Raw genomic sequence first — 16429 nt, forward strand, 5'->3', positions numbered from 1 at the left:
AAAATTTGAAAACAAGATGAGACAGAAAATAGTAGCAGGAAACTGGAAAATGAATAAAACATTAGTAGAAGCGCAATCTTTAACTTCCGAAATTGCTAATATGGTGGAAGATGAAGCACCTTCCGATGTTAAAGTGGTCATTGCTCCTCCATCCCCTTTCATATATGCAGTTGAAAATTTAGTTCCTGAAATGGGACAAATTGTTTTGGCAGGTCAAAATTGCCATCAAGAAGATTCAGGGGCTTTTACTGGCGAAGTTTCTGCTCCAATGTTGAAATCTTTAGGTGCGCAGTATGTGATTTTAGGACATAGTGAAAGAAGACAGCATTTTTCTGAAACCGATGAAGAATTAGTCAAAAAGACTGATAACGCACTTAAAAATGATTTGAAGGTAATTTTCTGTTGTGGTGAGCCTTTGGAAATCAGAGAAGCGAATACTCAAAATGAATATGTTACCAAGCAATTGACCAACAGTTTATTTCACCTATCAGCAGAGCAATTCAAAAATATAGTGATTGCTTACGAACCAATATGGGCAATTGGAACGGGTAAAACCGCTAGTTCTCAACAAGCTCAAGATATGCACAAAACCATTCGTGAGCACATTGATTCAAAATTTGGACAAGAGGTAGCAGATGAAACTTCCATTTTATATGGAGGAAGCTGTAAGCCTGATAATGCGAAAGAACTTTTTTCTCAACCTGATGTTGATGGAGGATTAATTGGCGGGGCCTCTCTGAAATCAAGAGATTTTACGGATATTATCAAATCTTTTTAATGAGCTATATATCTTTAGAAGTAAATTGTCAGGAAGATTTCATTGAAATTTTCATGGCAGAGTTGGCAGAAATCGGTTTCTCTACCTTTCAAGAAAAGGAAGATGGAACCGGCCTTTTTGCCTATTCAGAAGAAAATCAAAACATAGAAAATTCTCAAATTGAAGAGCTTTTTCAGCAATATGAAAATCTGACTTCCTTAACTTATGAGTTGGGAACAGTGGAGAAAGAAAACTGGAATGCAGATTGGGAGAAAAATTATCAGCCGATAGAAGTAGAAGATAAAATACTAGTGCGTGCAGATTTCCATCCACCTAATCCCCAATTTCCTATTGAGATAGTGGTGACGCCTAAAATGTCATTCGGAACGGGGCATCATGAAACCACATATCAAATGCTGAATTTGATGCATGATATGGATTTAAAAGATAATGTGATTTTAGATGCTGGATGCGGAACAGGAATTTTAGCTATTTTAGCAGCTATTAAAGGAGCTGAAAAAGTACATGCTTATGACATTGATGAATGGGCTGTTGAAAATACCAATGAAAATTTTTCGTTAAATTCGATAGAAAATTCAAACTATAAAATTTGGCAAGGAGAGGTTCAGAGTGTTCCCCAAGATGCGAGTTATGATTTGATTTTAGCTAATATCAATAAAAATATATTATTGGCAGATATTCAATATTTACAAAAACAGATTAACAAGGACGGGTTTTTGATGTTGAGTGGGTTTTATGAAAATGACATTCAAGATATTTTATACGAATGCGAAAAATTTTCATTGGAACTTGTTAATCAATCTGTAAGGAACCAATGGTCTGCAATTTTGCTTAGGAAAAATAAATGAGATTAATTTTAATCACGATATTAACCTTTTTACATTCATTTTGGGCTTTCTCACAGGATGAGGCTGCTTCTGAAGAAGTGAATGAGCCTACTTTTCTAAAGACAGTTCAAATGGATTTGGCACAGTTAAATTCTGAAAAAGGAGAAGGGGTGTCATTGTTTTTTCAAAACTATTGGAATCAGGATAATTTATTTACCAATTCCAATAGAGAAAAAATAGAGCTTATTTATCGTAAGATGATGGAGCAAAATTTAAGTATCACTGTTTATAGACTCCCATTTATTAGTACTTTGTCAGGTGCAGCATCAAACTTGAAGGATCCTGCTGCAGCCATCAATTCTTTTCTTGAAATTATCGAAAGAGCTTTTGAGGAATTAGAATCAAATCAGTTTAAAACATTGCTGAGAGTATCCGAGCAGATTCTGGAAAAGAAAGCCATCTTTTACAGCAAATATTATCAAGTAGCTTTCAGTGGAGGGAGCGTCAGTTTTGAATGGTCTTCAGAACCTAAAGCTGAGGCAATAGAAACGGTTCCCGAGCCTGCTGATGAGGAACAGACAGATACATGGGGAACCGAATCCAATGATGATTGGGGGAGTGATGATGGATGGGGTGAAAGTGAAGATGATGGTTGGGGAGACAATGATAGCTGGGGAGAAGAGCCTGATAATACGGAAGCTGAAAAGGAACAAGAGGTGGTAAATACCATTGCTACATACAGTGAACCCATGCCGATATTAGAAGGGCCAGTTGTAAAATTGAAAAACATAAACTTAAAATTCCTTACTTCAACCGATTCGGTTAAAATAAATGATGTTACCGGAAATATGGAATTGATTGGATCAACCTTTGTAGCAGAAGGTGGAAAGCTCACTTGGGAACATCTAGGGTTTTCTACAGATGAGCTATATGCTGATCTTTCTGATTTCACATTTGAAGTAAATGAAAAAGAGTTTTATGCAGAGCAATCCACACTCCATTATCCTGAAATAGTAAAGAAGCCTGTGAAAGGTATCGTTGAATTTAAGGCAGAAAGCAGAAGCCGTAATAATTCTTCAAACTATCCTTATTTTCAATCATATGAATCGGGATATGATCTGAATTTTATTAATAAACAGGGATTATATGTAAAAGGAGGGGTTACTTTGAAAGGGACAACTCTAAGTACTGCTTCGATGGATAGTGGATTAGGCAGTATTGAACTTCAAGGCACAGCGGTAAAAAAATTCAGGGCAGAATCAAGAGATTTTGTTTATAATGATAGCGCATTCACAGCTGATCAAAGTGCTGTATCTATTTATCAAAGAAAGGATTCAATTTTTCATCCTGGTTTAGCCATAAATTATAAGGTCAATGAAAATAATTTAACTCTCTTAAAAAAGAGCGGGAATTTTAAAAATACTCCATTTTACGCCAGTTTTTTTAACATGGATTTTACAGCTGATAAAATTAGTTGGGATATGGATTCATCCATTGTTGAAATTTCAGTGCTAATTGCTGGTAATAGAGTGCCGGCTTTGTTTGAGTCTGCTGAATATTACAATGAGTATAGATATAATAGTTTGTCAGGATTATATCCTTTTCATCCTTTACAAGTTGTCGTGTATTTTAGTAGAGAAGTCAATAAAAGGACGTTTTATGTAGATGAAGTTGTAAAAAAGATGGGGCGTATTGAAGACAAAAAACTTCGTGCGAGCATGAAGCTTCTGATGGAAAATGGCTTTATAAAATATGATCAGGTAAGCGGAAGAGTAGAAATGCTTGATAAAGCATTCCATTATGTAGATTCAAAATGGGGTAAAAAAGATTATGATAATGTTCAAATTTCTTCAGTAGCCTCAGGTAAACCTAACGGAAAACTGAATTTGGATAAAGGTATCTTGGATATTGTGGGTGTTGAAGAATTTATTATCAATGATAAATTAGGTGTAAGAGTAACTCCGGATAGTGGAAGAGTTAGTTTGAAAAAAAATAGGGATGTACAATTCAATGGGACAGTATATGCCGGAAACTATGAATACTTTGGGACTGAATTTGAAATGGACTATGATAGCTTCTTGATTTCAATGCCTCAGATTGATAATATTAAATTTAATTTAGCCAAAGGAGATAAAAGTAAACAATCCAACAAAGAGCAAATTCAAAACCAATTGGTAGAAACCGCTGGTGTGCTTTATATCAATGAGCCTAATAATAAATCAGCAGAAAAGGAATTTCCAAAGTACCCCATTTTTAATGCAACCAAAGGAGCAACAGTTTACTTTTTGGGGGAAGAGATTTTAGATGGAGTTTATGATCAAAGTTTATATTTCGTTATTCCACCTTTCCAAATTGACTCTGTAAGTAGTAGTGACCCTAATTCTATTGCTTTTGAAGGGCAGTTTCATTCAGGCGATATTTTCCCTGAATTTGAAGAGAAATTACGTGTGATGCCAGATAAATCATTGGGTTTTGAGCATCCGGTTTCTGAAGATGGGATTGATCTATTAAATGGAGAAGCAAAGTTCTATGGAAGTATCCGATTAGATAACCAAGGGTTAAGAGGAGGAAAAAAAATCGAATATCTGAGCTCAACCATTCTTTCTGAAAACTTTACCTTTTTTAAAGATTCTATTAAAGGCTTAGGAACTTATGCCAATATTGAGCCTGGTGAATGGGAAGGAGTTTCTTTCCCTAAAATGGAGATTTCCAATTTTGATGTCCGTTGGCTAACTTCTAAAGATAGTCTTTACTTAACCAACAGATCAGATGCATTTAGGATGTATGATGAAACTGCTTCATTAGAAGGTAAGACAATAATTTCTAAAAAGGGGCTTTTTGGGCAGGGTGAAATGAAAACTCGTGGATCAAAAACCTTATCCGAGAATTATAATTTTAAAGAACATCGCTTTTCTGCAAGACATGCAAATTTCGAAATTGAATCTACTGATACTATCCCGGCTCTTTCTGCCGATGATGTTCGTTTAGATTTTGATTTCCAGGCTAATACCGCCACAATCAATCCTGAAATTGAAGGTGACGCAGCTTTAAATTTTCCATATGCAAGTTATAAAACCTCCATTCCATCAGCTTTATGGAAGTTGGATGAGAAAATTGTAGAAATGACTAAGCCCGATAATATTAACATCAATAATTCATATTTTTATTCTACTAATCCTGATCAAGATTCTTTGGTTTTTAATGCAACAAAGGCTGTTTATGATATTGAAACACAATCTTTGAATGTTTCAGGAATTCCATCTATAACGGTGGCAGATGCTAAGATCACGCCAAGCGGAGGAGAAGTAATTATTGGTGAAAGTGGGAAAATTAACAAATTATTTAATGCCACTTTATCACTTGATACTTTAACAAATTACCATAATTTGTACAATGCTGAAATTGAAATTATTTCCAAAAATAAATTCCTAGGTAATGCTACCTATCGATATGTAAATTCAGTAGGAGATACTTTCTCCATAAAAATGGGCGAGTTTAGCTTGGAGCCAATTCCAGACCCAGGAAAAAGTGATCGTAAATTAAGAACGGTATCTTCTGGAATTGTCAGTAGAGATGATAGAATGTTAATTAGTCCGGGCATGTATTATAAAGGCGATGTAACTATGTATGCCGATAAGCCTGCGCTCGAACTCAAAGGTTATGTGCAACCGGATCTTCAAGATATCCCTAATTATGATACTTGGATTAGCTATACTAGTGATGGGAGTAATAAAGAAGTGGTCATTGATTTCAATAATAGCGTAACTGAAATGGGCGAACCTCTTCAGGCTGGGATTCATTTCGATAAGGTGGATAATGAATTGTATGCTACTTTCTTAAATGAGAAAAGAGATTTTACGGATAGTGATTTCTTTATCCCAAGCGGAGTCTTGACTTATAGTGCAACTAAGAACCAGTTTATTATAGAAGATAGAGACCGAAAAACTGATGGTTCATTCTCCGGAAAATATTTTGCCTATAATGAAAAAGAGCAAAAGATTGATTTTGAAGGTCCATTCAAATTTATGGACAGTAGAGATGAAGCAGAATTTAAGAGTGCGGGTTCTGGCTCAGGAGATTTATTAACGCAAGAATTTGTCTTTAATTTAATGATGACCACTAAGTTTGATTTACCTAATTCATTTACTTCAATTATTGGAAATGATATAATTAAGGTGGTGCAAAGATTAGGTCTTCCTGAATCAACCAAAGACTTGGAACGCCTCTTGCCTAAATTAGCTGAGCTTGCTGGGAATAGTGCTGCTAAAAGATATGAAGAATATATTTTCAAAGAATATATTCCTTTACACTCCTTATCTTCTAATCTTACTAAAACGCTAGTGTTAAATAATATGGACATGAAGTGGTCTTCAGAAGAACAATCATGGTATAGTGTTGGTAAAATTGGCTTATCTAATACAGGAAATGTTGATATAAATGCTAATCTGGATGGTTTTGTTGAGATTAAAAGAATGGAAATGGGTTCTGCTATTAAAATATTCTTACAGGTTTCACCATCTTGTTGGTACTTCTTTCATTACGAGGAAGATCGACTAATTTTCTTTTCATCTAATGAGGAAGCAAATGAATTAATAAACCGTAAGTCAAAAGCCGAGAAAGCAAAATTTGGTGATTTTGTATTCTTGACTGGTGATAAATTAGAGGTGACAAATTTTGTCGAAGAATATCGTAAAAAATATTTTGACATAGATGCTCCTTATTTCTTAGAAATGGCCAGCGAAGCAGGAGCTGCAGCTGCTCCAGCAAATAATACTCCTATTCCTCAACAGGATGATACTCCTGTGGAGGATGATGACGATGGGTTTTAAATCAATAGATTAATTTATATAAATTACAATCAATGATAACTAAAGAAGAAACAGGACAATATTTAAGTGAAAACAAGCAACGGTTTTTGGATGAACTTTTCGAATTGCTGAGAATACCAAGCGTAAGTGCAGATCCTAAATTTAAAGATGATGTACAAAAAGCAGCTCAATTTGTAAAAGGGAAATTTGAGGCCGCTGGTGCTGATAATGCAGAAGTTTGCCAAACAAAGGGTCATCCAATAGTTTACGCTGATAAAATAATTGATCCAAATTTACCCACTGTCTTGGTTTATGGTCATTATGATGTACAACCAGCCGATCCCTATGAATTATGGGATTCAGAACCATTTAATCCGGTTATAAAAAATGGCAAAATTGTAGCAAGAGGCTCTGCAGATGACAAAGGTCAGATGTATATTCATATTAAAGCCTTCGAAATGATGATGAAAAACGGAGGAGTTCCTTGCAATGTGAAATTCATGATTGAAGGTGAAGAGGAAGTGGGCTCTGAAAATTTGGAAATCTTCATTGCAGAAAATAAAGAAAAGTTGAAATCTGATGTAATTGTAATCTCCGATACTTCTATGATTGCAAATGAGCATCCTTCCATGGCAGTAAGTTTGAAAGGGATAAGTTATTTGGAAATTGAAGTTACTGGTCCAAATAGAGATCTACATTCAGGAGTTTATGGTGGCGCTGTAGCAAATCCAATTAATGTATTAGCTAGAATGATTACTTCACTTCAGGATGAAAATAGGAAAGTTACTGTTCCTGGTTTTTACGATAAGGTTTTGGAATTGACACAAGCGGAAAGAGATGAAATGAATAAAGCTCCTTTCAACTTAGATGATTTCAAAAAGGATCTGAATATTGACGATGTAGAAGGAGAAGCTTCTTACAATACTCTTGAGAGAATGGGCATTCGCCCTACTTTGGATGTAAACGGTATTTGGGGTGGTTATATAGGTGAAGGTGCTAAAACAGTATTACCGTCAAAAGCGCATGCAAAAATCTCTATGCGTTTGGTTCCAAACCAAAATCATCATGAAATCACAAAGCTTTTTAAAGAGCATTTAGAAAGTATTGCGCCTAAAAGTGTAAAGGTAAAAGTAACTCCACATCATGGTGGAATGCCTTATGTTACACCTACTGATACTGATTCCTATAAGGCAGCAGAAAAAGCTTTTGAAAAGGTATGGGGTAAAAAGCCAATTCCAACACGAGAAGGAGGAAGTATTCCTATTGTTTCTTTATTTAAGGATATCCTAGGGCTAGATAGTATTTTAATGGGCTTTGGTCTGAATTCAGATGCTATTCACTCACCTAACGAAAGTTTTGGGGTAGAGAACTATTTAAAAGGAATTGAAACTGTAGCTTTATTTCACCAATATTTTGCAGAATTAGGCAAAAAGTAAATGACTCAAAGTTTGATATTAAAGCCTGTTATTCGAATGATTAACAGGCTTTTTTTATTTTATGACAATGGAAGTTATACCCAAAGTTTCAAGTATCATCCAAGCTACAAAAAGCACATAAAGTCCTAATAGCACTATTCCTTCCCATTTGACTAAAGCTAAATTAGTTCTTAAGAAAACGAACATTATAATTGTTATCAAAGCAAGGAATAACATAAGTGGCGCTGCTACAGTAAAGTTAACAATTGCGGAACCAGCTATTAAAACACCTACTGGTACTGCCACTAATAAATCAAAAATATTGCTGCCAATCACATTTCCTAAACTAATAGAGCCTTTAAATTTCCTGGCTATTTTAATACTTACCACTGCATCTGGAATGCTAGTTGCACCTGCAACTATTGTGATACCCCAAATAAAATCTGGAGTATTGAAATATTCTCCTAAGAAAATAGCACCACTTACTAAACCCTCCACACTGGCAACAATTAATACAAGACTAATAATTAGCTTTATCCAATCTTTTCTAATGTGGACACTTTCTTTATCAACACCCAATACAGCCCGTTTTCCGTGGTCTCTTCTGTAATCCCGTGTTTCCATACCTTGAATGAAAAGATATAGCCCATAAAACACTACTGGAATAAATGCTATCCACCTTGTCATTGTGCCTTCCATATTCCCAGGAGTAACTACAATTGGGTAATAAATATAAGCAAGGGCAAAAGTGATAAACAGGATGAAAATTGAAATGATATAATACTGAGTGTCTTTGTAAATTAAACTTAAATCTGCAGGCATTCTCTTAACTAAAACTGCTGAAATCCCTGGGATTACTAGTATGTTGAATATAGCTGAACCTACTATTGCAGATACACCTAAATCAAATTTTCCGTGAAGTAATGTTGATAAAACAGTTGCTGCAAGTTCAGGGAAACTTGAACCCACTGCAGTTATAATAGTACCTTGAATAAGGGGAGGAAGTCGGTAAAAATCAGATAGCTTTTCTGAAGATTCTTCTAGGAGACTACCTCCTTTCCATACTGCCCATGTAGATACAGATATTATCCCTATATAAAGTAAAAGCTCACCCATAAATTATTTCAAATATCAATAAAATACTATTACAAAACAATACAAAATGTACTTGGGTATAAATATATTTGTTGCAACAGTTATCGTAGCCTTATTTATCTATTTTTATAACATTTATTGCTAATATCTATCATCCTCATTAATATTTATGGAATGTTTGCAGTTTCAAGGTTTTAAATGAAAGCTGTTTTTACTTGTACGTTTATATTCTGATTCAATTGAAGGCATTTTTCTAAAAGTCTCCATAAAATGACCGCTTAAATCAATAATGACCTCAGGTTTATTTTTTTGAATATCATCATATAATTCAATTAGCCGTTCTTTTTCATGCATATCATCCAATATTTTAATACTTAATTCAGGATGATAAAATTTGGTTGCCACTATTTTTGCCTCTTTGTAATTGGAAGGCTTTGCACCCAAAATCATAGCTTTTTTATTTTTTACTTGGTGCTGATATACTGTTTGAGAAGTTTGAAGCTTATTAAAATCGCCATAATTGTGGATTGGGGTATTTTGATAATATAAACAATATCCTATTCCTATTAATAGGATACTGAATCCAAAAGTGAATAATTCCGCTCTATTTTTTTTATTGAATTGTAATATGAAATGAGTTATAAAGAACGCAAATGAAGGTATAAATAACAATAGCTCATTAGGTGCTTTTTCTTCAGAAATCCACCATGCTCCTAAAGCAGCTAAAAACATAATGAACATAACTTGCTGTACTCTGACCTGATAGTTTGTAAATCTTCCTGCAGAAAATGTTTTGTACAAGGAAATAAGAAACACAATTACGGGCAATCCAATTATAATCAATATTGACTTATAATCGATTATTGCGTCTACTTGATTCATTAGGTTAAATTCTATCCATTGAAAAATCAAATTTTGCAAACTTTCTTGCCAGAAGAAGTAAATAAATATTATTCCGAAAGGAAATAGGAAGCCATAAAGAAACAGCAAGTATCTTCTTACCACCAAGCTTGTAAGCATGGCAAAAGATAAAATGGTAGCTATAAAAAATATGATACTAGGCAAATAAAATAAAACGGCAATCCCCATGAATAAGCCAGTTTTAAGAATTGTAGCATCATTTAATTTGTTTTCAATTCTTAAATAAATATTATCCAATACTAAAAGAATAAAAGTAAGGCTGATGAGAGCAGGCGATAAGGTGAAGAAATCATAGAAAGTAAACATCATCAAAGCATAAATCAATGCAGGGATGTAGGAATTTTCATTATAGGCCTTATTTCTCAACATTATATTGTTGAAAAGGGAAAATTGGTATGTAACTAGTAGAACGGATAAAATTTGTAGTGCTAAGATCGATTTTCCAAATATAAATTCTACCACCATATAAACCCATGCGGATAAAGGTGCAATTGGGCTTACCAAATCTTTATACAATACTTTTCCCGAATTCAAAGCTTCTCCAATTAAAAGCCAATCGGTTTCATATATTAAGGGTTCTGACCCTACTAAGTAGGGCAGACGCAATAGAAATACTGCTAAAAAAAGTATCAGTAAGCGATAAGGATCGTTAATTCGGAAAAAACCTAACAATAGTCTTTGGTTTTGTTTAAAATTCGATTGCTAAATTAGGCGATAAAGCACAAATTGTATAAAATATCGTGCATATTTGTAAAGAAATTATAGAATAATATGGCTGCAGGATCAAGACAGAAAAAATATTCCAGTTTATTACAAAAAGATTTAAGCGAAATATTCCAGAAACAAATGGCTAATGCCTTTGGAAAGGCTTTTATCACGATCACTGATGTGGAGATATCTCCTGATTTAAGTTTTGCTAAAATTTATCTTAGCTTAATGTTGTCTGAGAATCCTAGTGAAACATTGGAAATGATCAGAGAAAGAAAAAGCGAAATCAGAAAGCATTTAGGAAACAGAATTGGAAAGCAAGTCAGAATTGTTCCAGAAATAGCATTTTTCATGGACGATACATTGGAAAGAGCTAACCGAATTGATGATATTCTGTCAAAACTTGACATCCCTCCAGAAGAAAAGGATGAGGATGATGACGAAAACAAGGATTAAAATCACAGCAATAGAATATTGAAAAACCTATCATTTTTCATAGCAAGAAGATATTTCCTATCTAAGAAGAAAAAGGGATTCATAAATGTACTGTCCATTATTGCAATGGTGGGTGTTGCAATTGGAACGGCCGCTTTGGTTATTGTACTTTCCGTTTTCAATGGACTTGAAGACTTAATCCGTTCTTTATACAGTTCTTTTGATGCCGATATCAAAATAAGTTTGAAGGAAGGCAAGTTTTTTGAGTATGATGACGAGCTTAAGAATAAAATAGAACAAAGGGAGGGCTTAGCTACTATTGTGCAAGTAGTAGAGGATAATGTTTTGGTTCGCTACAATGATGGAGAATCAGTGGTGCGTATGAAAGGGGTCAGTCCTGATTTTGTCCAAGATAGCCAATTGAAAGATCATATAACTGAAGGTCAATTAAAGTTGACTGAAAAAGAGCAGAACTTTGCAGTAGTTGGTCAAGGAATCCGATATGATTTGTCCATCAATTCACGCAATGACTTTTTGGCTTTACAGTTTTATTACCCTAAAAATATTAGCCCAGGCAGGACGAATCCATCAAGCATGTATAACTCAAGCATTTTGATGCCAGCAGGTGTTTTTGCAATTGAAAAGCAATATGATGAGAAGTATATTTTTGTGCCGTTGCGCTTTGCTCGGCAATTGATAGGAAGGAAAAATGAATGTACATCAATAGAGATTAATTTGGATGAAGGGGTTTCTGTTGGTAAAATACAGCAATCTCTCCAACAGGATTTAGGTGATAAATTTGAGGTTTTAAATTCCGATGAACAACACGCCTCTTTATTGAAGGCCATTAAGATTGAAAAGTTATTCATTTATCTAACCTTCAGTTTTATTTTGACAGTTGCTTCTTTTAATATCTTTTTTGCACTTACTATGTTGGCACTAGATAAAAAAAGAGACATTAGCATTTTATATGCTATGGGAACACCTATCAAAACCATTCGCAATATTTTCTTAAAAGAAGGTGCCATTATTTCCCTTTCTGGGGCATTAACAGGAGGACTTTTCGGCTTTATTATTTGCTTACTCCAACAGGAATATGGGTTGATTTCAATGAATATGGCATCAGCAGTTCAAGAAGCATATCCCGTGAAGATGATTGCTTCAGATTTCATTTTCACCATGCTAACCATATTTGTGATTACCATTTTGGCATCCTTCAAACCTGCTCAAGTAGCAGCGAAATCAGTTGAAATCCAGAGATTATAGGAAATTATTTAAAAAAACAGTACCAGTTCCAACCTTATTTATTAAATTTCAATTCTGATTTTTTTAAAAAATTGACAAAAATTGTTTGATTGATAAGTTTTATCCATGAAGGTATACACCACTCAACCATTTCAACTGATATATTCATTATTCCAACATGAATATTTGGGCTACACTTTCGAATCTTTTGTAGTGCAAATAAACAGCAGGGGAGAATTAACCTTTTCCCATCAAAATATTTCTGCTAAGAATGCAAAGGAATTTGAAAAGGGGCTAGATGATGTGGACTATGAGCTAATTGAGCTAATGGATGAAATGCAGCAGGATGTGGTGGTGAGGAAGTTTGCCAAAAAGAAAATGAAGCCTGCCGAATTCTTTGATAAATTTTATAATATAGACGGTGGGAATGACTTAGTGAAGAGTGAAATAGAGCGCTACATGGAAAAAAGGCGTTCTGAAATTTTGAGCAGAATAAAAGGCAAAATGCTCTTTGAGATGGGTAATGATGGCGAGCCCGCTTGGCGTCAAATTGAGATAATGGAAGAAAAAGCCACTATCCTTTTCCATTTCGTAAAGAATGAAGAAAACACACACTATTTCCCTACTATTAAACATAATGGAGAGAAATTAGAATTCCAATATAAAGGAGCATATCTAATTTGTAATGAACCTGCCTGGCTAGTTGTTGATCAAAAGTTATATTCATTCGAAAAAGACCCAGAAGGAAAAAAAATAAAACCCTTCCTAAACAAAAAGTTCATTGCCATTCCTGAAAAAGTAGAAGAGACCTATTTTAAAAAATTTGTTGCTCCATTAGTTGCCTCTTTTGATGTTTTTGCAAGAGGATTTAAAATTGAGACCTATCGAGAAGAACCTTTTCCAAAATTGAAAATTTCTGAATTGGTATCTACATCTGGAAAAAATCTGGATTTATTTAGCAATGGAGATAAAGAGATAGAGGATGAAGGTAAATTATTGCTTGAATTAAAATTCCAATATGGCCAGCATACTTTTCCACTCGGGAAAGGTGAAGGGGTTTCAGTAAAAGTTGAAAAGGAAGATGGGCAGTTTGTTTTTAAGCGGTTGGTAAGGAATATTTTAAAAGAAAAAAGCCTTCGCGATGCCATGGTGGATAGAGGGCTGAATATTTTGAAAGGAAAACTGACTGCTCCCAAAACGCAAGCTTTCAGTTGGATTTCCAAAAATGTGGATTGGCTAGAAGAAAATCAGGTTGAGATACAACAAGAAAAACAAATAAGTGATAAGAACTATTTTGTAGGCAAATCTTCTATTGAAATTGATATTTCAGAAGGCATCGATTGGTTTGATATCAATGCGGTGGTCATGTTTGGTGATTATGAAATCCCTTTTAAGGAACTCAGAAAACATATTTTAAATAATCAAACTGAGTTTCAATTACCCAATAACCAGACTGCAGTAATTCCTTCACACTGGTTTGAAGATTATTCCGAGTTGTTTAGCTTCATGGAAAATGGTGATGAAGACGCTATGAAAATGCGTAAGCATCATTTATCACTGGTCAGTGATATGGAGAAAAGTAATTTGGCCAAGGTTCAAATGGACAGGAAATTGGCAAAATTAAAAGACTTTACTCAAATAGATGATCATCCTATGCCTGAAGACTTCTCAGGTGAGTTGCGACCATACCAAAAAGAAGGATTTAATTGGCTACAGTTTTTAAATCAATATAATTTTGGTGGATGTTTGGCAGATGACATGGGTTTGGGGAAAACCGTACAGACTTTGGCAATGCTACAATCTGAAAAGGAAAATGGTAGAACTGCTGCAAGTCTTTTAGTGATGCCTACTTCTTTGGTTTATAACTGGCAATCGGAAGCAGAAAAATTCACTCCTGAACTAAAAATATTTGTCTATACAGGAACTAATAGAATAAAAGACAGCAAGCAATTTGAAGATTATGATTTGGTTCTGACTTCATATGGCATCACGAGATTGGATGTAGATATTTTATCAGAATTTCTTTTTAATTATATCATTTTGGATGAATCTCAGGCAATCAAAAATCCTGACTCTCATATTGCTAAAGCCGTTAAGAAATTAAAATCCCGCAGGAAATTAGTGCTGACGGGTACTCCGGTTGAAAATAGCACTATGGATTTATGGTCTCAAATGTCATTTGTAAACCCAGGTCTTTTGGGAAATAAAAAATTCTTTAAAGATGAGTTTGTTACGCCTATTGAAAAAAAGCGAGATGAACAAAAATCTCAAAAATTAGCTACACTGATTAAACCGTTCATATTAAGGAGACATAAATCACAGGTGGCAACTGAGCTTCCCGACAAAATTGAAACTGTGCATTATTCTGGCATGACTACCATGCAAGAGGAAAAATACGAGGAAGTTAAAAACTACTTTCGGGACATGATTCTCGATGAAATTGAGAAAAAAGGGATTCGTAGTTCTCAAATGATTTTATTGCAAGGGTTAACGCAATTACGGCAGATCGCAAATCATCCTAAAATGGTAGATCCCGAATATCAAGGTGATTCTGGAAAGATGGAAGATGTTACCCATATGCTAAGTTCTATTATTTCAGAAGGGCATAAGGTTTTAATATTCAGTCAATTTGTTAAACATTTAAGTTTGTTTAAAGATTTTATGGAGCGCAGTCATATCAAATATGCTTATTTAGACGGCACTACCAAAGACAGGCAAAAGCAGGTAAAATCATTCCAAGAAAATGAAGATATATCTGTATTTTTAATCTCCTTAAAGGCGGGCGGTTTGGGCTTGAACCTTACTGCAGCGGATTATGTGTTTTTATTAGATCCTTGGTGGAATCCTGCTATTGAACAGCAAGCAGTGGATAGAGCGCACAGAATTGGACAAAAACAACAAGTTTTTACCTATAAATTCATCACCAAAAATACGGTGGAAGAAAAGATATTAGCACTTCAGGAGAAAAAATTGACGCTGGCAAGGGATTTAATTAGCACCGAAGAAAGCTTTATGAAAAGCTTAAGCAAGGAAGATATTCAAGGGATTTTGTCTTAAAGGGTTTTTGTATTCTCAAAAAGTTGAAAGGCTGCTTTCTGCAACCAGAAGGAGGCTTTTTTAATGGCCTCTTCTTGACTTTTAGCTAAATCTGTTAAACTAATAACCGCTTTAATTTCTTTTGGTAATTCAGATTTGTACCCATTATATCCGACCACTAAAAATAAGGACTTATCAAGTTTCTGACATGAATTTAAAACTCCAGAAACTACTTTTCCTTGAAAGGATTGTGTATCCAGTTTTCCCTCACCAGATATCACAAGGTCTGCATTCTTCACTTTATCTTCTAAATTGAGTGCATCTGCAATAAATTCAATACCTGAATGCAAATCTGCATTAAGAAAAAAAGTGGAACCGCCACCCATTCCTCCAGAAGCTCCTGCACCAGAGTGTTGATCAATGTTGAAGTTAAATTGCTGGAAGATTATATCCTTCAGATGCTGCATTCCTTTATCCAAAAATTCTAAATCTTTTTCTAAAGCCCCCTTTTGAATGGCATATTGATAACTAGCTCCATTTTTTCCTGTGAGAGGATTATTTACATCTGTTAAAACGGAGACTTTGATATCCTTAAAAAAATGATCTTCTGGCATTTTAATTAATTTGATCAGATGTAGATTTTCTGCAGTTGGAATGAATTGTTCTCCTTCATCATTTAAAAATTGAAAACCTAAAGCGGATGCCATTCCTGCTCCCCCATCGCTTGTAGCACTACCGCCTATACATAATATAATCTCATTACAGCCTTTAATTATGCCATCTTTTATTAATTCCCCTGTTCCAAAAGAAGTGGTTTTTAATACATTTTGCTCATCAGACTTTAATAATTGCAAACCAGAGGCAGAAGCCATTTCAATAAATGCGGTTTTATCTTTAATGAAATATTGAGCTTCTATATTTCGCATTAGTGGGTCATGCACTTTAGCCGAAACTGGTTTTGCATTAGCTTGTAATGCTAAAATTTCAGATGTTCCTTCTCCTCCATCTGCCATTGGAAAAGATTCTATTTCCAAACTACCCGATTTTTCTTTTAGGCCATTCTCAATTATTTTACAAACTTCTTGAGCGGTTAAACTATGCTTAAACTTATCAGGAGCAATTAATATTTTCATAGGGTGTAAATTATTCTTTATATTCATT

The 16429-nt window shown here is 34.5% G+C and carries 10 protein-coding genes; 7 read left to right on the top strand and 3 right to left on the bottom strand.

From position 1 onward, the window contains the following. The first annotated feature begins 16 nt into the window (after positions 1 to 16). Genes tpiA through QYS49_RS04670 form a run of 4 tightly spaced genes read left to right on the top strand, consistent with a single transcriptional unit; the run spans position 17 to position 7849 of the window. Positions 17 to 778, top strand: a complete 762-nt coding sequence (tpiA, locus tag QYS49_RS04655; protein ID WP_308350545.1) for a triose-phosphate isomerase — start codon at positions 17 to 19, stop codon at positions 776 to 778. After that, a complete protein-coding gene (gene prmA, locus QYS49_RS04660) occupies positions 778 to 1626 on the top strand; it encodes a 50S ribosomal protein L11 methyltransferase (RefSeq protein WP_308350547.1) in 849 nt (282 codons plus the stop codon). The genes tpiA and prmA overlap by 1 nt, the downstream gene beginning before the upstream one ends. Beyond that, entirely contained in the window at positions 1623 to 6434 is a 4812-nt protein-coding gene (locus QYS49_RS04665) for a hypothetical protein (protein WP_308350548.1), read from the top strand. Before prmA ends, QYS49_RS04665 begins: the two co-directional genes overlap by 4 nt. A gap of 32 nt (positions 6435 to 6466) precedes the next feature. Further along, positions 6467 to 7849, top strand: a complete 1383-nt coding sequence (locus QYS49_RS04670) for a dipeptidase (protein WP_308350549.1) — start codon at positions 6467 to 6469, stop codon at positions 7847 to 7849. Between the two features lie 54 nt (positions 7850 to 7903). Here the strand turns inward: QYS49_RS04670 and QYS49_RS04675 are convergent, their stop codons facing one another. Then, positions 7904 to 8944 carry a sodium:calcium antiporter gene (locus tag QYS49_RS04675; protein WP_308350550.1) on the bottom strand — a complete coding sequence of 347 codons (1041 nt, stop codon included), beginning with the start codon at positions 8942 to 8944 and terminating at the stop codon, positions 7904 to 7906. A gap of 165 nt (positions 8945 to 9109) precedes the next feature. Further along, positions 9110 to 10516: a glycosyltransferase family protein gene (locus QYS49_RS04680; RefSeq protein WP_308350551.1), complete on the bottom strand. Its 1407-nt coding sequence runs from the start codon at positions 10514 to 10516 to the stop codon at positions 9110 to 9112. 99 nt (positions 10517 to 10615) lie between these two features. On the opposite strand from QYS49_RS04680, the gene rbfA reads away from it, so the two are divergent. The 3 genes from rbfA (at position 10616) to QYS49_RS04695 (ending at position 15289) form a co-directional block, all read left to right on the top strand. After that, positions 10616 to 11008, top strand: coding sequence for a 30S ribosome-binding factor RbfA (gene rbfA / locus QYS49_RS04685; RefSeq protein ID WP_308350552.1), 393 nt, complete (start codon positions 10616 to 10618; stop codon positions 11006 to 11008). Positions 11009 to 11026: 18 nt separating this feature from the next. After that, complete coding sequence (locus tag QYS49_RS04690; protein WP_308350553.1) at positions 11027 to 12253, top strand: ABC transporter permease; 1227 nt, start codon at positions 11027 to 11029, stop codon at positions 12251 to 12253. Between the two features lie 105 nt (positions 12254 to 12358). Next, entirely contained in the window at positions 12359 to 15289 is a 2931-nt protein-coding gene (locus QYS49_RS04695; protein ID WP_308350554.1) for a DEAD/DEAH box helicase, read from the top strand. Here QYS49_RS04695 and QYS49_RS04700 read toward each other — a convergent pair. Further along, a complete protein-coding gene (locus QYS49_RS04700) occupies positions 15286 to 16401 on the bottom strand; it encodes a glycerate kinase (RefSeq protein WP_308350555.1) in 1116 nt (371 codons plus the stop codon). The genes QYS49_RS04695 and QYS49_RS04700 overlap by 4 nt on opposite strands. Between the last annotated feature and the right edge of the window lie 28 nt (positions 16402 to 16429).

Origin of the sequence: Marivirga salinae (assembly GCF_030503855.1) — a bacterium.
Lineage (GTDB): Bacteria > Bacteroidota > Bacteroidia > Cytophagales > Cyclobacteriaceae > Marivirga > Marivirga salinarum.